The sequence below is a fragment of the uncultured Shimia sp. genome (genome assembly GCF_947493595.1).
GTDB lineage: Bacteria > Pseudomonadota > Alphaproteobacteria > Rhodobacterales > Rhodobacteraceae > Shimia.
The window spans coordinates 43,187-65,839 of record NZ_CANLRL010000008.1 but is presented as its reverse complement, the minus strand read 5'-3'; the positions used below and the strand labels follow the sequence as shown (position 1 = coordinate 65,839).

Annotated in this window: 17 protein-coding genes and 1 pseudogene; 9 read left to right on the top strand and 9 right to left on the bottom strand. The window is 54.0% G+C overall.

Annotated elements, in window-relative coordinates; translation table 11 throughout:
* The 3 genes and pseudogenes from Q0955_RS16850 (at position 1) to Q0955_RS16840 (ending at position 4,210) form a co-directional block, all read left to right on the top strand.
* Positions 1-2,094, top strand: coding sequence for a hypothetical protein (locus tag Q0955_RS16850; protein WP_299426579.1), 2,094 nt, complete (start codon positions 1-3; stop codon positions 2,092-2,094).
* A 359-nt stretch (positions 2,095-2,453) separates the two neighbouring features.
* A pseudogene (locus Q0955_RS16845) lies at positions 2,454-2,886 on the top strand (tyrosine-type recombinase/integrase).
* Between the two features lie 715 nt (positions 2,887-3,601).
* A complete protein-coding gene (locus Q0955_RS16840; RefSeq protein ID WP_299426576.1) occupies positions 3,602-4,210 on the top strand; it encodes an adenylate/guanylate cyclase domain-containing protein in 609 nt (202 codons plus the stop codon).
* Positions 4,211-4,334: 124 nt separating this feature from the next.
* On the opposite strand, the gene Q0955_RS16835 is transcribed toward Q0955_RS16840, so the two are convergent.
* The 3 genes from Q0955_RS16835 to Q0955_RS16825 all read right to left on the bottom strand — a co-directional run bounded on the left by Q0955_RS16835 (position 4,335) and on the right by Q0955_RS16825 (position 7,622).
* Positions 4,335-6,338 (bottom strand): hypothetical protein, encoded by a 2,004-nt coding sequence (locus tag Q0955_RS16835; RefSeq protein WP_299426573.1) that lies wholly within the window; start codon positions 6,336-6,338, stop codon positions 4,335-4,337.
* A gap of 4 nt (positions 6,339-6,342) precedes the next feature.
* Complete coding sequence (locus Q0955_RS16830; protein WP_299426570.1) at positions 6,343-7,077, bottom strand: phosphatase PAP2 family protein; 735 nt, start codon at positions 7,075-7,077, stop codon at positions 6,343-6,345.
* 194 nt (positions 7,078-7,271) lie between these two features.
* A complete protein-coding gene (locus Q0955_RS16825; RefSeq protein ID WP_299426567.1) occupies positions 7,272-7,622 on the bottom strand; it encodes a hypothetical protein in 351 nt (116 codons plus the stop codon).
* A gap of 137 nt (positions 7,623-7,759) precedes the next feature.
* Between Q0955_RS16825 and Q0955_RS16820 the strand changes: the two genes are divergently transcribed.
* Positions 7,760-9,367: a hypothetical protein gene (locus tag Q0955_RS16820; RefSeq protein ID WP_299426564.1), complete on the top strand. Its 1,608-nt coding sequence runs from the start codon at positions 7,760-7,762 to the stop codon at positions 9,365-9,367.
* 424 nt (positions 9,368-9,791) lie between these two features.
* Here Q0955_RS16820 and Q0955_RS16815 read toward each other — a convergent pair whose 3' ends face one another.
* From Q0955_RS16815 to Q0955_RS16800, 4 genes are all read right to left on the bottom strand, one after another.
* Positions 9,792-10,901 carry an efflux RND transporter periplasmic adaptor subunit gene (locus tag Q0955_RS16815; RefSeq protein ID WP_299426561.1) on the bottom strand — a complete coding sequence of 370 codons (1,110 nt, stop codon included), beginning with the start codon at positions 10,899-10,901 and terminating at the stop codon, positions 9,792-9,794.
* Between the two features lie 81 nt (positions 10,902-10,982).
* On the bottom strand, positions 10,983-12,422 hold the full coding sequence (gntH, locus tag Q0955_RS16810; protein ID WP_299426558.1) for a guanitoxin biosynthesis MBL fold metallo-hydrolase GntH: 1,440 nt from the start codon (positions 12,420-12,422) through the stop codon (positions 10,983-10,985).
* A gap of 58 nt (positions 12,423-12,480) precedes the next feature.
* On the bottom strand, positions 12,481-13,170 hold the full coding sequence (locus Q0955_RS16805) for a DUF3299 domain-containing protein (protein ID WP_299426555.1): 690 nt from the start codon (positions 13,168-13,170) through the stop codon (positions 12,481-12,483).
* Positions 13,170-13,433 carry a hypothetical protein gene (locus tag Q0955_RS16800; RefSeq protein WP_299426552.1) on the bottom strand — a complete coding sequence of 88 codons (264 nt, stop codon included), beginning with the start codon at positions 13,431-13,433 and terminating at the stop codon, positions 13,170-13,172. The genes Q0955_RS16805 and Q0955_RS16800 overlap by 1 nt, the downstream gene beginning before the upstream one ends.
* A gap of 62 nt (positions 13,434-13,495) precedes the next feature.
* On the opposite strand from Q0955_RS16800, the gene Q0955_RS16795 reads away from it, so the two are divergent.
* Entirely contained in the window at positions 13,496-14,836 is a 1,341-nt protein-coding gene (locus tag Q0955_RS16795) for a hypothetical protein (RefSeq protein ID WP_299426549.1), read from the top strand.
* Positions 14,837-15,039: 203 nt separating this feature from the next.
* On the opposite strand, the gene Q0955_RS16790 is transcribed toward Q0955_RS16795, so the two are convergent.
* The gene (locus tag Q0955_RS16790) at positions 15,040-16,356 is read right to left on the bottom strand and encodes a tetratricopeptide repeat protein (RefSeq protein WP_299426546.1); all 1,317 of its coding nucleotides are present in this window, start codon (positions 16,354-16,356) and stop codon (positions 15,040-15,042) included.
* A 120-nt stretch (positions 16,357-16,476) separates the two neighbouring features.
* On the opposite strand from Q0955_RS16790, the gene Q0955_RS16785 reads away from it, so the two are divergent.
* The 3 genes from Q0955_RS16785 (at position 16,477) to Q0955_RS16775 (ending at position 20,140) form a co-directional block, all read left to right on the top strand.
* On the top strand, positions 16,477-16,731 hold the full coding sequence (locus Q0955_RS16785) for a hypothetical protein (RefSeq protein WP_299426543.1): 255 nt from the start codon (positions 16,477-16,479) through the stop codon (positions 16,729-16,731).
* A gap of 22 nt (positions 16,732-16,753) precedes the next feature.
* On the top strand, positions 16,754-18,397 hold the full coding sequence (locus tag Q0955_RS16780) for a sulfatase-like hydrolase/transferase (protein ID WP_299426540.1): 1,644 nt from the start codon (positions 16,754-16,756) through the stop codon (positions 18,395-18,397).
* 72 nt (positions 18,398-18,469) lie between these two features.
* On the top strand, positions 18,470-20,140 hold the full coding sequence (locus Q0955_RS16775) for an alkaline phosphatase family protein (RefSeq protein ID WP_299426537.1): 1,671 nt from the start codon (positions 18,470-18,472) through the stop codon (positions 20,138-20,140).
* A gap of 133 nt (positions 20,141-20,273) precedes the next feature.
* Here Q0955_RS16775 and Q0955_RS16770 read toward each other — a convergent pair whose 3' ends face one another.
* Positions 20,274-21,080: a hypothetical protein gene (locus Q0955_RS16770; RefSeq protein ID WP_299426534.1), complete on the bottom strand. Its 807-nt coding sequence runs from the start codon at positions 21,078-21,080 to the stop codon at positions 20,274-20,276.
* Positions 21,081-21,368: 288 nt separating this feature from the next.
* Here Q0955_RS16770 and Q0955_RS16765 point away from each other — a divergent pair, with 288 nt between their 5' ends.
* Complete coding sequence (locus Q0955_RS16765; RefSeq protein ID WP_299426531.1) at positions 21,369-22,580, top strand: DUF3179 domain-containing (seleno)protein; 1,212 nt, start codon at positions 21,369-21,371, stop codon at positions 22,578-22,580.
* Positions 22,581-22,653 lie beyond the last annotated feature (73 nt).

Genomic DNA, 22,653 nt, shown 5'->3' with positions numbered 1-22,653 from the left:
ATGTCATATTTTTTAGACAACTTTGAGAAAAAATGGCCCGCGATGCCAGGCGTCAGCCTGTTCATGGCAATGAGTGACAGCGCGCCGACGCTGCTAGAATGGGTGCTGCATCATCGCGTTTTGGGTTTTGGAAAAATCACAGTTTATGGTGATGGCGCCAATTCCGAGGCGGAAGTTCTTTGTCGAGCGCTCCACGATGCAAAATTGATCAGCTACATCAGTCCTGAGCTAAAAGGCCTGAGTGTTCAGAAAGCACGGGAGCAGGCCAGTATGGCACATATGCTCGACAGTGCCAAAAGGGGCCGAGATGAACTGGCATTGTGGCTGGCGCCTGAAGATTTTGTCATTGTTTCGGTGGGGGATGGACGGCTTTTGGATTTGGCCGACGTTTTGTCGCCGTCACTCGATTTATTGAGTTTGACAACACAAATGATTGGCGGAAGCAGACAGCTTACTTATCAGCCGGATTTGCTCATGCGCCGCTTTGATGCTGGTACTGGCGCAGGTGAAGGTGGGCCCATCTTTGCAACAGCCCTGCGCACCCTGTTTCGACCATCGGTTGCTGCATCTGTCCAACCGAACCGCCCGAAACTGAAACCCAAATACAAAAAACGTAAAGAAACACTTCAGTGGCTTGACGGTGCCGGGCAAGAGGTGTTTGAGCGGTATCGCGAGAAGGGTTGGAGAGCGCCCAAAACAGACCCAGGGTTTGGATATGCGCGTGTTGTTTCCTTTGCCGCGCAGGATCCCGAGACCTGGCTGTTGCGGAAAACAGACTCATCAGAAACGCTTCGTTTTATCACGCCAGATATGCTGAAGGCGTCCATTGAGAACTACGCGCGATTCAACTTTCTGCAATCCAAGGTCTCAGGGCTGGATCGAGATATCAGCCGGCTTGAAGCCGCAAGAGACGCCCTCTTTGAGGGCGCGCCATCTATCAGAGATGCGCATAAGGCAGTCGTCGAAGAATTCCGCTCGAGATTAAACAGGCTGTTGGCCAAGCAAGACCCTCAAGCAGTTGAGACGATCAAACTGTTTTTGGCGGGGCAAATTCCCGCTGCCAACATGTATGGGTGGGAGGTTCCGATGGGGGTTGAAACCACACTCCCCCCCGTGTCGGAAGCCACCTCGACCTGGGCGGCTAGGCATAATGTTTCAAAGTCGGAACTGAGCGAAGAAAGCATGTTTGCAGACGAAGATGACTCTCCTAAAGGGCTTGAAAACAATGCAAGCAGTCCGACGCAAAACCATGCGCCTGAATGGCTGAGCGATCTCAGGCTATCTGGACATGCACATGGGTTTTATCATTCGATGCCAAACTATGGGTGCAGCTATGTCGCGCGCAGCCAAGAGCATCTTTTGGTGTCTTTTGATAACTTGTCCTCGGTTTCGGAAAACCCTGTGGAACGGGAGCCTTGGGGGTATGGTTTTGTACGCAAAGCAGGGTGGTCCCATTTGGGCGTTATGACCTATGTGCCTGCGTGGTACCGCGACGAAACTTTGCACGACTACCTCACCTCCTTGAGCGAGTCTGGTTTTTTCTCTCGTTTTCAGAATGTCACACTGTTTGGCACATCAATGGGCGCATATGCTGCCTGTGCCTTTGCGTCTCTTGTTCCAGGGTGCCGGGTCGCGGCATTTTCACCGCAATCTACACTGTCCAAACGTTTGGTCCCTTGGGAGCCGCGATACCCAGCTGGTCGACGCGCCAATTGGACAGGCGCTTTTGTCGATGCGAGTAAAGAGGTGGCGGCAGCGGAAAAGGCATGGATTTTCTACGATCCCTATATGCCGCTTGATGTCAAACATGTGGAACGTTTCAAAAGTCCAAATGTGCGCCGGGTACCACTGAGAAACGCAGATCACAAAACTGCGCTTGTGCTACGGAACGGCGGTGTTCTGAGTAAGGTTGTGAGCACTATTGTTGAGGACGAGGCAACTGTTCCTGCAATCCATCGGTTATACAGGCGGTGTCGAACGGACAGGCTTTATGCAATGAACTTGCTGAAGCGGGCGGAGGCGAGCGGCGGTCAAATTCGGCAAAACCGGGTTGAATTGGCGCTTAGAAGTATCGCAAACAGCCGTAAACGCTGAATGCGAGAAGGCAGGAATGGTATACAAGATATCTTTGGTACAAAGGCAATAAACTGGTCTAGAACGAACCTCGTCTTGCTAGTGCTGAGTAATTTGGTTCCCCAAAGTCGAAGTGCTGACCGATGTCTGCCTCTTAAATGCCTTTCAGGGCCTTCATAAACCGGTATCGGCCGATATGAGCTGTTCTCTTCATTGAATCACGGCTGCTACCTTTGCATTGCAGCCGTTCGAGCTTAGTTCAGGATCCGGCCTTAAGGGCTCAAAGCAGACCTCGGAGACAGCGCAGCATCCGTAGTAAGGTGACCAGGTCAACGTCGGGTTGTCGCAGTGGGAGGGAGTGGCGGATCGGAGGATCCTCCATGCAAACACCAATCTTACCTACCATTCCCTGCCTGGAACAAAGGTCGCATTGTCGGGCAGAAACGTCCACTTCTGCCCAAACATGTCTGGGCAATCCGTGTGCGGTTGGAAATCGCTTTTGAGGTGGATGGCGGAACCACTAATGGTCGGCTCCGGAATCCTTTGACCAGGGCGCTTACACGGATGGCTTCATATTTCTACGCGGCAATCTGCGCGTTTGTTGCGAGACTGGGTGAAATCAATCGGGCTGGAGCCGAGTGCGTATGGACCCCATTCAATGCGGCAGACGAAGGTTGCGCAGATCTACCGGAAGACATGCAATCTGCGCGCTGTTCAGCTCCTGCTTGGACACACCAAGATGGACAGTACAGTCAGATACCGGGTGTAGAACTGGAAGACGCTTTGGCGATTGCCGAGGCGGTAGAAATCTGAATTCCTGGGCCGTCTTCACGCGGTCCAGTGCTGCCGCTTATCCGACAGCAACATTGCGGCTGCCCAGACCGGTCATTTGCTGCAATTGCAAGGTCGAATGGGCAACGCACTGGTGTTCTGAAAGATGATGTCGCTTCGAAGCGTCGCGATGCATAGGCAAGAAGTAAGCAAGAACCCCCGAAGCCCCGTCAAATCGCGAGCAGGCCGAAGGCTCATGCCTGTATTGGGATCAAAACAATTTGCCGAAATCTCAGTTCGCCATGGACGCATAACCAGAAACATCAGTCAAAGAGCCATTTCACGCAGTTTTCCTGAAATATTTGCGGTCAAATTACGTTTCTCATACGCCGCATTTACGACACCCGATTTTATTCGAGCTGCGGGGAAGACTTAAACGCCAACATGCATTTTCGGGATTTTTGGAAGTGACCAAAACGACAGGAAAGGGCTCAAGAAATGAACTTTTTTACGTTTCGCTCGATGGTTGCCGTATGTGGTGTTGGTCCGATCTTAGCGCTCAATCTGCAGTTTTCTGCACCCACTGGTCTGGTGTTGAGCGATTACACGTCTGTGAACGGCGTCCGGTCGCCGATCTATCTGCAAATGGCGCTTGGTCTCGGACCGCGCATTAGTACCGTAACGATGTATCGAACCGACACTTGAGTATCGCTATTTCCAGAAACAGTGAGTCAATACATATCAAGGAATAGTTGCCATGATGAACGCGAGACTGGCCACATTCGGCCCAAGAGACGGTCACCTAAAATTGTGCAGCAATCAAGATGTGGTTCGCGACGAGATTGCGGCTCTGTTTTCCCAAAGCGCGGAGGATTGCCAAACAGAGACAGTTTTATTGACGCTCTTGATGACGGACATAGTTGGGTCGACAAGCAAATTGGCGCAGCTTGGTGATCATCGCTGGGCCAAATTATTGGACCAACACGATGAAATCGTTCGAAAAACCGTCTGTGAATATGGCGGCTACACCATCAATACGACTGGAGACGGATTTATCATCGCATTTTCGGGGCCGACAAACGCGATTAAGTGTGCGCAGAAAATACGGTCACAAGTTTCCCGCTTGAAGATTGCGATGCGAATGGGAATCCACATTGGAGAATGCGAGCGTCGTGGCGCTGACATCAGCGGTTTGACCGTACACATTGCGGCTCGAATTCTGTGCTACGCGTCTCGCGGGCAAGTATTGATCTCCGGAACGGTGAGAGACGTGACCATCGGATCAGGGCATGATCTTCGCCATGTGAGTGCACCACGCCTGAAGGACGTTCCGGGAGATTGGCCACTTTATGAGGTTCGAAAATAGAGTTAGCGCTGGCGAGTTGTTTTTGCCATTGCCGATCGCAGACGTCCATCGGTCATGGGGCGACGTTGACATGGCACCCAATTGTTTGGCTCGACTACAAAAAGGCTCTACCGAGTTTATTGCCTCAAACTTCAAACCGCGGCAGACGTGTCCACCCCGAACTGAGGCAGCCGCGGCCAATCCGGGTTTCAGGAGGGGTCGGATCGTAGGTTTGAAATAATGGGTGTATCGGAGCGGAGGGGGGTATATTTCGTCCGTCGTCAACTGAGGCCAAATTCCCGATACTTGCGCGCGTCACCGGCTGGCCTGCAGCGAGCCGCTCACCGACAATATGGGCGACAACAGCGCTGGAGACGCTTGTGCCGTTCATTGGCACTGTGCTTCCGCTGAAGAACCCACTGGCAAGGACGCCCCGATGGACGCGGCTGTCGTCACATATCGCCGCCGCCGTCGGTGGAAATGTTACAGGACGATCAAATCCTTCGCTGGAATATAGGGCGGGTTGGCGGGAGTTACGGATCGAGCCAGCAGCGACAAGCGTTTGTGCCCCCGTAGAAAGATCAGATGTTGTTCCATCGTTACGGATAAAGACCGGCTCCGTCTCCACTTCCGGCCAGACAGGGCGCTGTGCTTCGAAATAAGATTGTCTCGCGCCATTTTTGGCATGCCCCAATTTGTCATCCCGCTCGATCCACAACTCGACTTTATCGTCATCCGTTAGCGACAAAGCTGTCAGGCTGATTGTCCAGCGACCGGCGAGGTCGGGCCTGCCGCCGTGCATCTGATAGTAGTCCCGGTCTATTGCTGTGTGGCGCGTGTAGATCGCGATGCGCGCGCGTGCATCTGCCCCGAAAATGCCAACGCATTGAACATACACACGGGCCAGAAGCGTCTCTCCATCGAGCAACTCGTGGTACGTACCAAGTTCGGCATCGGTGACGGTCAGACTGAAATCACCGCCGGGCGTCGTGAGGGTCAAGGAGATCTGCGGGTTGTTCTCGTCACATAAAGGCAGCCACACTTCCAAAGCGTTTGATGTGCCGTCATCAGGCTGAATATTCCAGCCGAGTGTTTTTTGAGATTGCAAGTCGCTGCCGAGGAAGCTGGCGTGGGTTTCAGTGTCATAAAAATTGCCGGCTGGCACCGTGATCGCAGACGCCCTAGAGAACAGCAACATCAAGTCTAAGAGGATTTCCAACGGCCCCTTGCCGTCATGGCGTCCAGCGAGACCGCCGAAACTGTAGTTGATATGTGGAGTTTGACCCGTGCTGGTCAGCCCTGAAACCCAGATCAAAGCCATTGCCACCCAGGGAAAGATAAAATTCCCCTGCGTCGCGTTCACCGCTTCGCTGCGCAGGTCGACGGCAATGATAATACTGTCAGATCCATCCCCACCGGTCATCACGTCAAGCACGTGGGTGCCATGCCCCATCCGTGTCGGCAGGCGATGGTAAGAACCTGGACCGTAGCTTTCAGAATAATATTGGGCATAGAGCGCATGTTCATCGACGTTGCCGTCCTGGTTGAAGGTTCCCAGTAACGTATCAATTTCGGAGGCCCGTATCGCGCGACCGAGAAACAACGGATTTGTCACGCCCGAACTTGCGTCCTGATCCCAATAAGCCCCTATGCGCGTTTTTGTGACGGACTCGCGAAATCGTGCATTGGCGAAAGCGATATCGGTGTCAATGATCGCCACAATGTTATCGTCAGGAGTGACGCCAGTTAACTTTTCCCCAGCTGCAAGAAAATCAGTGTTTTCGACTGGAAGGCCGGTCAGGAACATGTCGCCGGCTTCACGTCGGATCAGTTCGGCATAAATGGTCGAAAGGCTGCCAAGCTTGGCAAACCCGACCATCAAAAGGCCTTCGTCTTCTGAGACATTTAGCGGCGTCAAGCCTTCTGGAAACACCACCTTGGTTTCGCCATCACCATCCGGCAAAAAATCATTCTTGAATTCATTGTATACGTCATTGGAATTGAACACGAATGTGTAGGCAACAATGAGCTCCTTGTAGTCTTCGTTGTCTTCATCCGACTGGGGTGGAACGAATAGCCAGTGCTGAGCGGAGTCCTGAGCATTTTCAGCCGGCGACAACTCAATTGGGTCCGACCAGGCGATACTCATCGCCCTACCTCCACTCGTCTAGGGCATTTTTCCACAAAAGCCCCAGTTCAGCCGAACCTGTTCCGGTGATCTGGATCGGGTTGTCTTCCCGCACATATGCGGGATTTTCGGCGTTGGTCTCGGACGCGCCGCCGCTTTCCAGCGTGGCCTCCGCAAGTGCCGGTATAAAGTCGGGAGAAACGCCGGGCATGGCTGTAGAGCTGTATGCCGGGCCATTGAAAACATAGGAATCAACGGTCCAATCGACAACCTCGGGAGCATCGGACGCTTTTTGAAAACGCTGCACAAAGTATCGTCCAAGCGCCATACCAAGATAAGCACCAGCCGCCGAGTCCACTGGGAAATGCACACCTGCCACGGTTCGGTTTACAGCGATCCGATAGGCTTGTCGCATCAACTGGATTTCGGTGTGGGTCGCGCTGGGGCCTGACGCGCCCCCTGCCGTCGCTTGCGCACTTTCACGGTGAATCGCCAGAGCTCTCATAACGGTGGCGACCGCAAATGATTCAGTTGCGTGACCACTGGGCAAGCTTGAATGACCGGGTGTCACGATCAGAGGTTGGTCTTGAGGCGAGAATTCAGAGGGACGCCTGCAGGCCATCGCATCCTTGAACCGCATCTCGATTGCGACTACGGCCGATTGCACCGCCAAGAGCAGCTCGTTCGTGTGGCGCATCCGGGGAAACGGCATTGTCATGATCGACGCAAAAAACGTCATTATGTCGTTGATCTCGGACATGATCTCGACAGACCGATCCGCGCGCAGATCTGCATAGCGGTTCACCCATTCCATCTGGGCGCGAAACAATTCTCGCCCCGGGCGTCGCATTGCAAAAAGCCGCTGGGCAGAACTGCCAAACGTTGGCATATCCTCCAGCGGCGTAGTGAGAATTGGGCCGCGGTGCCACAACGTGGCCCAGCCCCCCTTGTCATTCAAATCTTCTTGTTCTTCCTCTGTTTCAGCAGTTTCTGCGCTCTGCGCAAATTCCAAAGGCTGCAGTAATTGTTGAACAAAAATGACCTGCCTAACGCGATCCGACCACAGGCCTGCATTCTGCGGGTCCCCAAAAGCATGTTGCCGTGGAGCGTTTTGGAGCTCTTGCCAGTTCCCAACGATCCCGTCACGATTTCGAAGAAGCGCGCCAGACGTGAAAGGAGAGACCGTTTCTCCACCGGCATTGCCCGCGTTTCCGGCATTGCCTGCATTCCCGGCGTTGCCTGCATTTCCAGCGTTTCCCGCGTTGCCTGCATTGAGCGGACCTGAGCCAGCGTTTCGAATTCCATCCATATCGCACCAAAAAATTGTGTAGCTTGAAAATCACAAATTTACGTCAATTTGCGCTAATATGGGGGACGAACCAGTGTTGCAGTCACCCCCAGCGCGCGTGGAACCATTCAAAATGTCCGACCCAGACAATAGCATGGAATCGACGAAATTTGGAGCGAAGAAATTCTCGTTTGTAACTTTTGGGGGACTGCGGGTCTTCGCTCCTGACGGATCAAACATTACTCCTCACTCGCAAAAAGCCCAAGGAATGCTGGCGTTTCTGCTCGTTGCGCCTGAATTTTGCCGCCCCAGATCGACACTACAAGACCTGCTCTGGAGCGACCGAGAACAAGAGCAAGGCGCCGCCAGCCTTCGTCAGGAGATTTCCGGATTAAAAAAGGGATTCCGCGATTTTGGTCAGATTCTGAACAGTGACAGAACACTGGTATGGTTGGACAAGTCGCTTTTTGAAACGGACTGCGATGAAAACGGACCGACGGAACGGGCATTCACCCGCAACCGCGAGTTCCTTGAAGGCAACACTGTCAAAGACCCTGAATTTACCAACTGGCTGAGGGATCGGCGGTCGGAATATGATGCGAAACCTCCGATCGCGCCCAGACCAAAAGACAGGTGCGATACAAAGGTTCCGCGAACTCTGGTGTTGTCATATTCAGAGACGGCGGGCTCGCTTTCCAAGCATCTGGCAAGCGCTGTTTCAAGTGGGGTAAGTGACTGGCTGCCACTGGACATACGCAACGTTATGCCGGCTCGCCCGCCTGCCAACACGCTTCTGCTAGAGGTCGATGAAACCCGGATAGAACAAGACACTTACGTCCAAATCGCCATGAAAGATGTTGAAAATGGCAGCACCCTTTGGCGTAGCGCGCTTGAATTTGATATCGGGGAGAGGGCGGGTATTCGCAACAATCTGACCAGGCTCATTAACGAAGCCATTGATAGAACGGTCACAACTGTTGCATTTGACTCGACCGGCTTGACGCCACGCAACGCCAATGCCGCGATTCAAGCAATCGAGCGCATGTTTGCAACTCATGGTGACTCGTTTGACATGTTGTCCAGCGTCTTTGAGGAAGAATACAAGTCCACCCAACACGGCGTCTTTCTTGCTTGGAGAGCATTTCTGTCGACCTACGTGATTGGTGGCCGCAAATCCCATGATCGCGACACCATGCCTGAAGAGATGCGCGAACTTGTGCACCAAGCCCTTTTGCTTGAACCGCATAACGCGCTGGTTTTGGCGCTGTGTTCACATGTCAACGCCTTTACGTTGGGCGACCATCACAGTGCTTTCGAACTTGCCGACCGTAGCGTGAAACTGCAGTCAAATAATCCCTTGGGATGGATGTTTCGTGGCGTTGCGCTGATCAACCTGGGTCGTCTTGAGGAAGGCCGCCAGAGCATTGCCAAAGCCAGAAATACGACCGGCGAAGCGCCTTATCGCTATTTGATAGACTGCTATTCCTGTATTGCCGAAATGCTGAGTGGTGACTTTCAAAATGCGATCGCCTACGGCGCGACTTCTCTCAGCTACAAGCCAGACTTTGCACCAACTCTAAGGTACCTTCTGGCAACCCATCTTGCATTGGGAGATACCGACGCCGCAGGAAAAACGCTTCTACGCCTCAAGGAACTGGAGCCAGACTTCGAGCTTTCACTATTGGCGGAACCCGATTACCCGAACCCTCTGATGAAAAAGTACCGAATTATTGATTTGAAGCGGATTCCCAAACTCCTCTGAATTCGGTGCATGTTTTGGAAGCCAGTCAAAACAAACGAGGCACATCTGGCGTTGCCGCAAGAGGTTTGGGTGGACACATTGGGCAGCTCGAACCAGTTTGTTTCGTTCGTTTGGCTCCACCGGCGATCAGGTTACAAATGTTACCTCAGATGCATTGCGCGGTGCAGCCTTTTTGGCCAGTCGTTCACGACTAAGAGCGGTCGCCCACGCATGTGGGCAGCGACAGTCCGTAATCCGGCCCATACCAGCCGTTGAGCGAAGCTTTTGGCGCTGCACTGCAGCGTGTCATTTCGGACCTTCGCGGCGTTTGCATGATTTCTTTAAGCTGAAAGGCTGTTGTGCGGACAAGATGCTTACTGCAGCGGAGTAGGTGCCGGTCAGCTGGTTGCGCAACAGATGTGTGGAGACCAACTATTCCCTTCGATCAGATGAAATTCATCATGCGAGTGACCCAGAACAGAACTTTGGCAAGGGCCGCTATAGCGCCGGCTTCTTCGGTGATGATCAGAACAGTGCCAGAGGCGCCGAGTTGCAGCGCCTCCGGTGGCACGTCGTCGGGAATGTCGACTCTGATGATGAAGCGGGAACCTCCGCTGATTTCACGTAAGGACGGTAGGCCGTTTCTTGGGGCAAAGGCGCCCTCTGCGCTGCCAAGGGGAATGGCGGAGATTGGGGCGGAAAACTCCTGACCGGGCAGGGTGCGTAAGGCAATGCGGACGGTATCGCCAACCTGGACGTTGCCACGACTGGATTGGGGCAAAGTGGCCACAAGCGCGCGGTCGCTTTGGGAGGCGAAGTTGACCGCCCCGTTGATCGGGGACACCCTGTCGCCGACCCGAAGATCAAGTGCGGTGACTTCTCCGTCAGACGGAGCGCGGACCACGGTTTGGGCCAATGCCCATTCTGCTTTGGCAAGTTTGCCGCGCGCATCGACAACGCCGACGTCTATTTGGTCAATCTGGGCTGAGATGCGGCGTTCTAGGCTAGCCTTGCGCGCCTGTGCGCCCCGGATGGCAGCGGAGAGCTGGTCAATTGTGGTGACCGCTTCCTGCATCTGGAAGCCGGTGGAGGCACCGCGTTCCTCGAGCCGGATGATGTCATCGCGCCGTTGGATGCCAAACGCCAGCTGGGCTTCGAGCCCTTCGATTTCCGAGATCACAGCGATGAGGTCGGTTTCCAGTTGATCGGCGGTTGCCTTAGCGGTTTCCAAACCGGCTTGCGCTATGGCGAGGTCGGCTTCTTGTGGCGCCGCGTCAATGGTGAACAGCAGATCCCCCTTGCCGACCGGCGTATTGGGCGTGACGTCTACATGTGTGACGGTGCCGCCGATGTTGGGCTTGATTTCCACAACCGCCCCTTGCACGGAGATCGGGCCGGTAGGGGTCGTGTGATTGAGCAAACCAATAACGACCAAAGCAATGACAAGCGCGGTAAAGTAGGTCACCCCTTTTGTGACAGCGTTCCAAGGCAGCAGCTGGAACTTCGAGAAAATCAACCAGATCAGGCCAAAATAGGCGCCAAGTACAATAAGCACGATTGCTGTCCTCTGATGGAGCGAATGTTATTTCTACTTTGCGGAAAGGCGGCGCCGAAATCCAGCGCCGCCTTGATTTGTTTAGAACTTGCCCATCTCTTTCAGCACTGCGCGGTTCTTTTCGCGATGGCGCCAGGCTGCGCCCATGCTGTTTTTGAGTGTCTCAGGCATCATTTCCATGGGCACAACAAGATCGCCTTCGACCGGCCAGAAGGGGAGCAACTCCGGATGGTAGCCTTCCGGGTAGTAGAGCTCTGGATCGAGTTCGGTCTCGCGCACTTCAGCATTTTGGATGTCTTCGCGCGCATGTGGCGGCGCAGGCACAACCAGCTGTTCATTGGTGAAGTCAAACTGTGGCGCACGCACGTTGGGGAATTCCGGCAAGATGCCTTCGCGGACCCAGATTTGATCCTTTGTCACGTTCACAACGATCCCATCAGGCGCCCCAAAGTGGAACGGGCCTTTCCAGTGTTCGCGGATTTCGGCCACGGACTCTTCCAGCAAATATTTGTCGTAGCTCATGTGGGTGGTCATGAAGAGACGCGGTTGGATCAGGTTGGCAATATAGCCCGCCGCATAGGTTGGCGTGTGGTGGGTGTCGATCGTGTAGCGCGCGAGGAAAGGCGGCACACCCTGAACACCGGAGTTGATTTCCACAACTTCCTGCTGCTGTTCGGTGATATAGACATCACAGCCTTTGGCGTATTCTACATCCAGAAGGTTGGGGCGCCCGTCGCCGGTCCAGACAAAACAAAGATCATTCCAGTCAAGACGGTACGCAGTGGCGCCGTCTTTTGCGTGGCTGCGTTGCCAGTGGCGTACGGTCACGCCGTTTTTCTCGTAAATGATGCCACCGTTGTCCGCAAAATCGAACTCGTTGACCTCGATGTCCCAACCTGTACCGGTTGGAAAGACGCTAAAGGCATCGCGGTGCCAGGCGGTCATCATCTTCATGCCCTCGACCATGGCCGCGGTGCCATATTCTGGCGTGCGACCTGATGGGCCGTGGATGCGCAGGGGCTCGTGCCAACCGCCGTTCCAGGTGCGGAACATCCACAGGTAGGGCAGCGCACCAAAGTGGTCGACGTGCAGGTGGGTCAGGAAGACATCTGTCAGTTCATTGAGGGCAATTCGTGCGGCCTGATAGTTGGCAACAGAGCCTTCGCCGATGTCGAAGATGAAGTTGTCGCCATTGCCAAGCTCCACAAACACAGAGGTGTTCATCTGCCCCGGACGCAGCAGAGGGGCCGTACCCATAAAGGTGATACGCATTTCTTCTGGCTGGACTTCTTCGGTCCCCGGGAACCAGTTCGCGGCGCTTTGAAGCCAAGGCTGAGGCGAAATGCCTTCAAACATCAGGCCTTCTTTCCAGCGCCCGTTTGGCACACCGCCCAGAAGCGCACTCTGAATGTCTTCTGGGGAAGAAGGTTCTGCGGGTGCTGGGATTTGTTGCGCGTGCCCCCAACCTGCAAGTGACAAGGATGTGAGGGCCGCAACCCCCAATGCTCTGATTTTTTTCATGTTATCCTCCTGAACGGATTTTGTGGAAAATGGGGGGTAGGGAGAAGCGTGACAGCGCCTACTGGTATTGCTCGACCTCAAATGCGGTCATCACATAGCTGGACTGCACGTGCCGTTGGCCGTCCGAGTAGGAGACCATTTCGACCTGAGTTTCCGCCTTCAATTCACCGATGATCCAGACAGGATCGTACATGCCTCTAAGGGGGTAACCTTTCGGGTAGCGGACGTGGATAAGTTGGTTGGCCGCCGGTGGCGGGGTATGCACACAAGCCCCAACCGTGGGGACCAGCAAGAACTCGACCGCCAAGACACCATCCATTTCCAGCGGTAGGATGTAGCCCGGCACGCGCACGGACTGAGCCAAAACCTCTGGGTTTGGCGCGTTAAACTGCCGAGTATGTTCCGCCATCAAACGCTCACGCTCTGCAAAATACCAATCGGCATCGAGACCATCTGCCGACAGGCTGTCCCGAATGGCCTTTGCTTGAGACTTTTCAAAGCTGCTGGCTGTTGCGGCTTCTTTCACCTCGATGCGATAGAGTTTGGCCAAGTCATTCTTTTGACGAAAATCGAGCGCTTCAAAAGGGTTTTCTCCGACCGTGACCAATGGCACCAGATCGTCCCAACCAAGGTTACGTGGCTCTGCAGCCAAGCTGTCTCCAATTTGGGAAAACAGAAAACCAATGGCCAAGACGAAGGTCCGAACCGTATGTCGCCACGGATTAATAAATGTGATCGAAAGCGGCATCATTTGGGCTCCTTGGCACGTTGACAGAGACGGGCGAGTTCATCTGCGACCTCGCGTCGGATACGGGTCCATTCGGCGCGCTCGGCGTCGCTGATGTCGGGGGCCTTTTGGTTTTGGCAGGCGAATTGATAGTCATCATAGGCCTCGCTCAAAGGGGCGTTGCCCGGAAGAGCAGCACGTATCGAGACCGCAAGATGCGGGAGATCTTCTTCGAGGTTGGACATTGACTCTACACCACCGGCGAATACCATCTGAACACTCATAACGTGCGCCGATTTGAGTCTTCGGCATAAGTGAGTCACCATGAGCTTGGGGTGAGTTGAGTGTGAGTCAGTTGCAAAAAATAGATTCAGAACAGGACTTTATCGTCGAATCTGAGGCGTTGATCAAAAGTGCCCTGGAGCATGTATTGGTCAGCTCCGGATTTGAGGGATCGCCTCGTTTACAGGACTTTTTAAGGTATATTGTCAGCGAAACGCTGGAAGGGCGCGGGGCGGACATCCGTGGCAAGTCGGTGGCCGTTGATGTCTATGGGCGCAAACTTGAAAAAGACGCCGGCCTCAACCTGGTGAGTGTGGAGGCGCGGCGCTTACGTCGGCTTCTGGCCGAGTACAACGCAGGCGAAGGCAAAGATGCGCCGGTGCACATTGTTGTTGATCCAGGCGGCTATCATCCACGCTTTGAGGTGGCCGTACCGCAGTCGATGGACGCTGGGAATGCGGAGGTGCAGCAGGGTCCCGCGCCGGCGGAGCGCAAGATCAACCCGTCTGTGCTCGTGGGGGGCGGCGTGATCGCGGCGCTTATCGTTCTGGTGGCTGTTCTGTGGCGCCCCGTCCCAGAGGAGGCTTTGGCAGTGGAGCAGCATGATCCTGCGCGCGTGGCGTTACGTGAGCATTCGATGTTGTCTCTACAGGCCAAAAATATGGCCCAGCAGGCGCAAGGCATGTTGTTTCCGGTGTTCGATCTGAAACGGCAAGAATTGGCGCTGGGCATGTTCCGGCATGCGATTGATCTGGACGCCTCTTTGCCGGATGGACATGCTGGGGAAGCGCAGACGCTGGCTGTGATCGGCTTATTCTCGCCGGATCGCGAAGCCGCGTCTGACGCCCGAGGCGAAGCGTTTGCCGCGGCGCAAAAGGCGCTAGATATCGCACCAACAAATGCCTGGGCAAATGGGGCGATGGCCTTCGTTCTAGCGGCGCGCCAAGAGCCTGAGGATGCGCTCAAACATGCGCGGATTGCTTTGGAGCTTGCGCCGGAGGACGGCCATGTTTTGGATTTGGTGGGGATGGCCGCGATTATGGCCGATGACGCCGCATTGGCGGCACGTGCCAGCGACCCGAAGATTTTCCGGGAAGGGGTTGGGCGTTTTGGCTCCCGCAATATTTGGGCGGTGTCCCAGCTAATGTTGCAAAATTACCCGGAAACGGTGGCGGCTTTTCAGGGGGCGGCGGCAGCTGGCGCACCTGTGAGCCCGCCGTCCTTGTTGTTCCAAGCTGTCGCGTTTGATCAGATGGCCGAGCCGGATAAAGCCCAAGCGTTGATGGCCGAGCTCAATCACACATGGCCTCATTTTCCGGCGGCCTTTGTGGTGAACGCGATGTTCGCGGATGGGTCTCACGTAGAGAAAACCATACTGAGCGTGTTGCAGAAAGTTGATAACTGACAATAAGGCTGGTTGCCTCAAGGTACGTTTCTTGAGCTTATCAGGCGTAGGCTTCTGGTTTGAGATGTTTCCAAAATCGTTGCTCCAATCAAGCGGGCCGCGCTTCGCTCGGCTCCAATGGGCAAAGCGTTCAACAAAAATGCGGGGCGGCGACATACAGCAATGACAGACTACCGCAGAAAGGGTTGGCGCTTACTGTATTCCTAATTCTGCACACGCCACCCTGCCGCAGTTATGGCATCCAACAGATCCTGTGCCGGCGCCGGATCGGAAAACAACGCAAAAAACAGGAGGTCCGGTCTGGCTTGTGGCCAATTCTTCATCATGACGGAAGCCAGGTATTTGGCGTTTTCGGTGTCGCCAGCTCTTTGGTAAGCGGCGGTCAAATAAGTCAAGGAAATTGGGCCAAAGGGGCCTTGCGCCGCAATCGCTTGCTCCAAGCTATGGATTGCACTGTCATAATCGCCTGTGTGGTACTGTGCGGACCCAATTGCGTTGGAATAAACGAACCCCTGAACACTCTTTGCGCTGACCGGTAACTGAGTTGCCGTGTCCAGAATGTGTTGGAAACGACCATTAAAAAGGGAGATCAGAAAGTCGAATTCAAGAATGTGCGGGTCGAGTGGTGCGAGGGCGACTGCCCGCTGCGACAATTCCAGCGCACTGCCGTGATTGCGTACCGCAAATTCTACCCAAGCCTGCGCCGATAAAGACCAGGCCTCATCTGGTGCCAAGCGGGTGGCCTCTTTGCCATTCTGGGCCGCCAAAGCCAGGTTCTTCTTTGCGCGCTCTCTATCAGGGTCAATGAGCGCGAGGCTGGCCAAAACCTGCGCTGCGCCCGCGTAGCCGCCGAAATAGACATTATCTTTGCCGATAGAAATTTGAAAGGCTTGGAGGGCAATGCTCAGCCTCTGCGCATCCGTTGCCGGAAAGATCAACCCGCGGGCTTTAACCGCCAGATTAATGGCTTCCACCCTGTTCGGCGAAATGTCAAAAATCTCGCTATGATCAATTGATGTGATCGAGGGGGGAGGGAGGTCATGTGTCGCGCGCCCAGCCATCCAAATTCCAACAGCTATAATCGGAACAACAACGGAAATTGCCGCAATGCCAAGGCGTGGTTTTGACGGAACCTCTTCAGCGGTTTCCTCACTGGCATTTCTTGAAAACTCCGGAGCATATCTTCCAGTTGGGAGATAAATCTTGATCGCGTCAGATTGGCCTTCCTCTGCGTAGTATTTTGCGAGCTTTCGTCGAACACGCCCTGCGTCCACTCGCACAACGCCCTCTCGGTCCGAAATTTCATCCGGAGAGTAGCCGTGTACATCCATACCGATGGTTTTCGCTTTGATGTTTTGCGCGCGGCCAGCGAGAGCCTCTTCGACGACATACTTTAGAAAATTTTGCATCCGCGCGGATCCGGAAAACTCGCTAGAGCTCAACACTGTGGCCAGTGCCGCGCGCAGTTCGTCATGTGCTGCGTCGATTTTGTTGGTTTGGCTTTCGGCTTCAGAAGTCACACCAAAGTACTTTTCTTTCAATGAGATAATACAGGCTTGCTACCGTAACATGCGCTCTGATACCTGTAAATTGGCTCTCGATTGATGTGCAGTTGTTTTCAAATCGTTTGAGAGGTCACCATGACCGAAGATGAAATTCTTTTCTTGGACTTCCCGTCTGACTTTGAACGGCTTTGTGCGGAGCGCCGCATCAACGAAGCCTTTCAGGAAGCCTGTGCCGACTTTGCCGCGATCAAATTGGAAATTCTGAAGGCCGCCCAACACCGTAAGGTGGGCGATGACCAATTCTTGGCAGATTTGAACGAGAGCCTCGAAGACTTGCGACGAGAAATTCAAACGGAATTGGTCCGGAAACGGGACGGAAACTCACACTGAAAACATTTTGGAGGGTATCACCATGAAACTTTTTAGCTCCCTGTCAGCGTTGGCGCTCTGTGCGTCAGCGGCTTTGGCAGAGACGTCCACCATCGTACACGATGGCGAATACCAATACCTGCGCGCCCAATTTGGCGAACAGTGGGATGCTCAGGATGTGAAAATTGAACAAAAGCTTGAGGTTCTTCGCGACGCCAACGGAGGGGCACCGAATTTCCTCTACATTCTAATTGATGATGTCAGCTTTGGTCAGATGGGCAACCGGACCATGAACTATGTGACCGGATTTGAAACGCCCAACATCAATAACTTTGCCCAAGAGGGCATGTCGCTGATGCGCATGTACACGGAGCCTTCTTGCACTCCGACACGAACGGCAATGCTAACAGGGCGTCACCCAGTTCGTGCAGGCGTCGACGAGGTGAAAGTGGCTTTGGTTGGCGAAGGCCTGTCTGCGCAGGAGGTGACGCTTCCGGAGCTGCTGAAAGAGGTTGGCTACAACACCTCTCATGTTGGGAAATGGCACCAAGGGGATATTGAAGAGGCCTACCCACATAACCAAGGTTTTGATTGGGCCGCTTTTCCGCTGCATCAACAAGTGCAGCTAAGTCTTATGACCGAAGAAGCCATGCGGTCCGGCAATATGCTTGGGTATGCGGAAGCCGGTCAGAACAATCAATTTCAGCTTGATCAGCGGTTTAAGCCCTACGGTCTTGTGACGGGGGTGGAAGGTGAAGCGGGCGGTACTGCGCGCGAAGTTGACATGGAACCTGGAGAAGTTTGGACACAGGCCAAATATGAGGCGATGAACGAGCGCTATCAGCTTCAGATTATGGAGCAACTTGAAGGCCTAGCAGCCAAGGACGAACCGTTTTTCTTACAGTATTGGCCGCTCTATCCTCTGAATTTTGTGTATCCAGAGGAAGCGCTTTCTCGCAACGGTGGTTTCCATGCTGACAAGCTGCAACTCTTGGACGCTTGGATTGGCGATCTGTTGGCAAAACTTGAGGAAACCGGTGAGGCTGACAACACGATCGTGATGATCATGGCCGACAACGGTTTGATGTATCACTATGAGGGCTCCTCAGGGTTTAACCAGTTGATCTATCGTGGCGGTAAAACGCAACACCTCGAAGGCGGTGTGCGCACAGACGCATTCATTCGCTGGCCAGCGGCCATTGAGCCGGGTAGCGCGGCCGGTGATATATTCCACGTGTCCGACCTGTTCACCACATTTGCGCGCATTGCCGGGGCCACCGACTTTATTCCCCGAGACCGGGTAATTGATGGCATCGATCAAACGGCGTTGCTGCTTGAAGGTGAAGGAAATGGTCGGCGCGATTACGTATATGTGTATGAGGGACCTGTTTTGCGTTCAGTCGTGAAACAGGAATTCAAGATGCACTTGCCGGCTGCTGGCCAGCCTGGGGCCGCTGCCAACGTGTTTAACCTGTATCGCGATCCTCGCGAAGAGCATGCTCAAGTTGGGTACTCTCTTTGGGGCGGAGCGTCCTTCCAGGACATGGTCAAACGCCACCAGCTGACAATTGCACAGTATCCCCATTTGGCGCTTGGCAAAGACACGCCTTATGAAGGCATTGATAACCTGCGGCCAGAGAGCCTTCAGGCACGCGAAGTTTTCCAGAGCTGGCAACCAGCAAAGTAAGAAGCCTGACGGCGCGTACATGTTGCGCGCCGTCAACATACACTTCCCAACTTTGAGACGGAGCTTTTTGAGATGGCCTTATCCTCCTTGTCCAAACTATCCGGTGCGGCATTCGCAATTGGCCTGCTAGGCCAAACGGTCCATGCTGACACACGTTTGATTGTACAGATCACTGTGGATGGGCTGCGCGGCGATTTATTGAGCAGATATAAACCGTCGTTCTCAGAAGATGGCTTCATGAGGCTGATCAACAATGGCGTGTGGTACACCGATGCGCATCACGATCATGCCAATACTGAGACCATCGTTGGGCATGCCACATTGGCCACGGGCGCACATCCGTCAGAACATGGCATGATCGGAAATGCTTGGTTTGACACATCAGACGGACGATTGGTTTACAATATTGAGGATGCGAACTTTCCCCTGCTGCCTCTCGAAGGGTTTGATCAAGACGGGGCCCAGGTTGATGCCACTCAAGCGGCTGCGCAATCTGACGGTCGCTCTCCTCTCAACATTTTGGCGTCAACCTTTGGCGACGAGCTGATCAAGTCCAACAATGGAATGTCAAAAGTGTTCAGCGTGTCTGGCAAGGACCGTTCTTCTGTTTCCATGGCTGGCAAATCCGGCAAGGCCTTTTGGATGAGCACGGACACCGGCGCCTATCAAACCAGCGCTTATTACTACGACACATACCCAGACTGGGTGAGGGAGTGGAACGCAAAGCGCCCAGCGGACGCCATGATTGGTCAGCAATGGGCGCTACATGCGGACAAGGACAGCTATCTGCTCGCGGCCAACGACGACCGCGACTATGAGACTGACTTGAAAGGCTTCGGGGTGACCTTCCCGCATACCTACGGCACCCCTGAAGATGGCCTGTACTACACACAGCTTTTGCTTAGCCCGTTGGGGGACAAACTAACGGCTGAGTTTGGAAAGGCTGCTGTCTTGGCAGAATCCTTGGGGCAGGACGCATTTCCTGATTACCTGAGCCTCAGTTTTTCTGGTGTTGACGCATCTAACCATTTCTTTGGTCCGTCCAGCTTGGAAAGCGAAGAAATGGTGCGTGTCCTGGATCTGACCTTGGCAGATCTATTTGGCTTTTTGGACGCCGAAGTCGGGCGAGATAACGTGCTTTACATATTGTCGGCGGATCATGGCATGCCAGAAATGCCGGAGTTTATGGCCAACCTTGGGCATCAGACCGCACGCAACGGCCACACGGCGATCATGTTTGACCTTAACGCCGAAATTGAAAAAACGCTGGGGGTCGAAAATGCGATTAGGGCGTTCTTCCGCCCTTACATCTACTACGATCACGCCAACATTGCTGCCTCTGGCGTTGACCCGCGGGAGATTGACCGCCTGATTGTTCAAGCCATGTCGGACCGAGAAGGCATTGCCATAGCAGTGCCCAAGGTTCCCATGGATGAACAGCGCGGCGATTTTGTCGAAAACCCAATCCGCAACAATTTTCATCCGGCCCGCTCCGGCGACGTCTACGTCGTGCAGTCAGCGTACTCGTTCCTGCTTGACCCGGGGGCTGTGGCGGTAATGCATGGTTCTCCCTGGCGCTATGACACACATGTTCCCGTCATTTTCTCTGGCGAAAACATCACAACTGGTAAAGTGGATCGTCGCATTTCAACCACCGATGTGGCGGTCACTCTCGCTGATTTGTTTGGCACAACGCAGCCGAGCGGAGCTTCAGGTCGCGTGCTGCCCGAGGTATCCAAATAACGTCTCAAAAACACACATGCTTAAAAACAGACATTGGTGCGCCACGAGGTGAGCGCACCAATTGCCTTCATCTTCGCTTTGATTGCCTTAACTGGCTCCAGTATTGGTAGGCACAGCTCGCTGAGCATCAGCTTCAAAAGAAGAACTTCACACCAACGTAAGGGCCATGTTGCGTCGTGTCGTATGCAAAAGCGCCGCCTGAGAGCGTGGTTGAGTAATCCATGCTGTAGTAGCGATAGCCAAACGTGATCGCAGTGTTGTCCCATGGCTGGTAGTCAAAGCCCAGGTTTGCGCCAACTTGCAGGTCGTTGCCGCCAGCTCCGAAGCCACCCAGATCAATGGACGCAATTGTGGTCCATTTGTCGTTCAGGCGCCACATTCCGCGTGCGCCAACGACAGGTTCCCACCAACCCTCGTCGCCACCTGCGGTAGGTGCCGGGCCAACGTTCACTTCCTGCTTGAGATTATTGTAGCGCACACCGCCTTGCAGGTCGACGGTGTAGCGTTGTGAATTATCTCCATAGGTGCCATTGGCGATCCGGTAAGCGCCCAAAAGCGCGAGCCATTTTTGACGCACGGTTACATCGAAAGCCGCACCGCCTGGACCGGGCAGGTTCCCATCCGCTTCGATGGCAACATAGTTGGCGTCAAAGATCAGGCCAAAGTCATTGTTCCAAGCCTCATATCTCCCGGCGGCCGCAAAATCGAGCAAGTCCAAGACGTCCCCTAAGTCCAGATCAATTGGCACCGAGTTTCCGTTGATCGTTGACGTCCCTTTTGTCCGGACCGGCGCGAAAAGGTAGCCGGCAATTGCATGGCGCCATCCTGTTTCAGACTGGCCGGGGGCTGGCAGGGATTGCGCGGTGGCAGCCAGTGGAGAGAGCAACGCGATGGCAGAACTTGTGGCTGCGATGAGAGGACGAAGGGAAAATCGTTTCATGTATTTGCTCCACTACTTCAAAAAAATGTTTCTGCAACTGTAGGGGCAATGTGTCGTGATCTCCAAAGGCAAAGATACGTCGCGCCAAAACCTGTGGCGAAACTGTCAAATTCTCGGGCAGATCAACTTGCCGCTCGGTTGTTGGGGGACGAGATTAGTTGAAGCTGATCCAGCGCACCCATCCGAAAATTCCTTTAGAAAATTGAAGGTTGCGCAAAACCATCAAGCCGCACTACGGTGTGTGAAGAACGCGCACGTCATTGTCAAAACGCTGTTTAGGAGACACGATTGGCCGAACTAGCATTTTACATAACGACTGCAATCTCAGTCATTATCGCTTTTGTCTATTTTCGCGACTTGGGGGATATTCCGCAGCTCTTCATCACCACCAAGCGTAAAAATGTAGATCGATTTATCCGGCACGAATATAAGTTTTTGGCAATCGGCCTCGGTGCTTGGGTGTTGTCTGCGGTTACGCATCTGGGTTTTGGAGGCGGAGCTGGTTGGGTGTTCTGGGTTGGGACCATTTCCGCACTTGGTTTGGTTGCCTTCACTTGGATCTACGTCCATCTCGGACTGCGCAATCAAAAAGGCAGTGCGCAGTTTTACAGCATCGAAGAGGCCAAAGAGTTTGTCAGCCCAACAACTCAGGTGATTGTGCTCGAAAACGACGGTGTGGCACGCGCTCATCCCCAGTCCCAGATCATGCGCCCGCATTTGGCAGGTAACGAACAAGGCCTGGAAGGCGAAAATGTGATTATGACATTTTGCGCCATTGCAAATTTGGGTCTGGGATATACGCCGGAAGTCGAAGGCCAGAACGTCGACCTGGAAGTGCTTGCCCAACACGGCAATAATTTGGTTCTGCGAGACAATAACACCGGCGAGCCTCTCCAACAGATCTATGGGTTCCGCGCCAAAGATCAGGACCTTAACACTGACGGTCCGGCTTGCCCATTGCGCCCAACGCTAACGATGCGACCTTGGCCAACCTTCCGCATGACGTTTCGCGGCTTCCAAAAGGCTTTCCCGGAAGGGCAGGTTTTCCTTAACAAGCCGCCGTCAAATCCATTTTTGTATCTGATGGATATGGCCATGGAGATTGCTTTCACGGCGACAATTCAAAAGCACCACACCGAAGCCAAGCCAGTCATGCAAAACCTGGAGCGACCCATTGATCCGCGCTTACCTACCAAGTCTTACGTGTGGGGCGTAAACATTGGCGATGATGCATGCTGTTGGACAGATGATTTTGTCGTTGAGAATGGCGGTGTGATTAATGCCGAAGTTGGCGGTCAGGCACTGGTTCTGTCCTGGGACCCCATCTTTGAAAGTCTGAATGTTTGGGTCAACGACGGTGGAAAGCCGGTGACTGAAATAGACTTCTGGGGGCGTGCTACCGATGGTGTCCTGAAGCGATCACCTGATGTGAAACCTGGAATGTTCTGGCATGTGTGGGCTGAGTTCTTTCCCCATACAGACATCAATAGACAGACATGATTGAAGTCAGGGAAGGGGCCAATGACACAGACACCCATCTGCCTTTTCCCAGTTCCTTTGTAAGTAATGATCC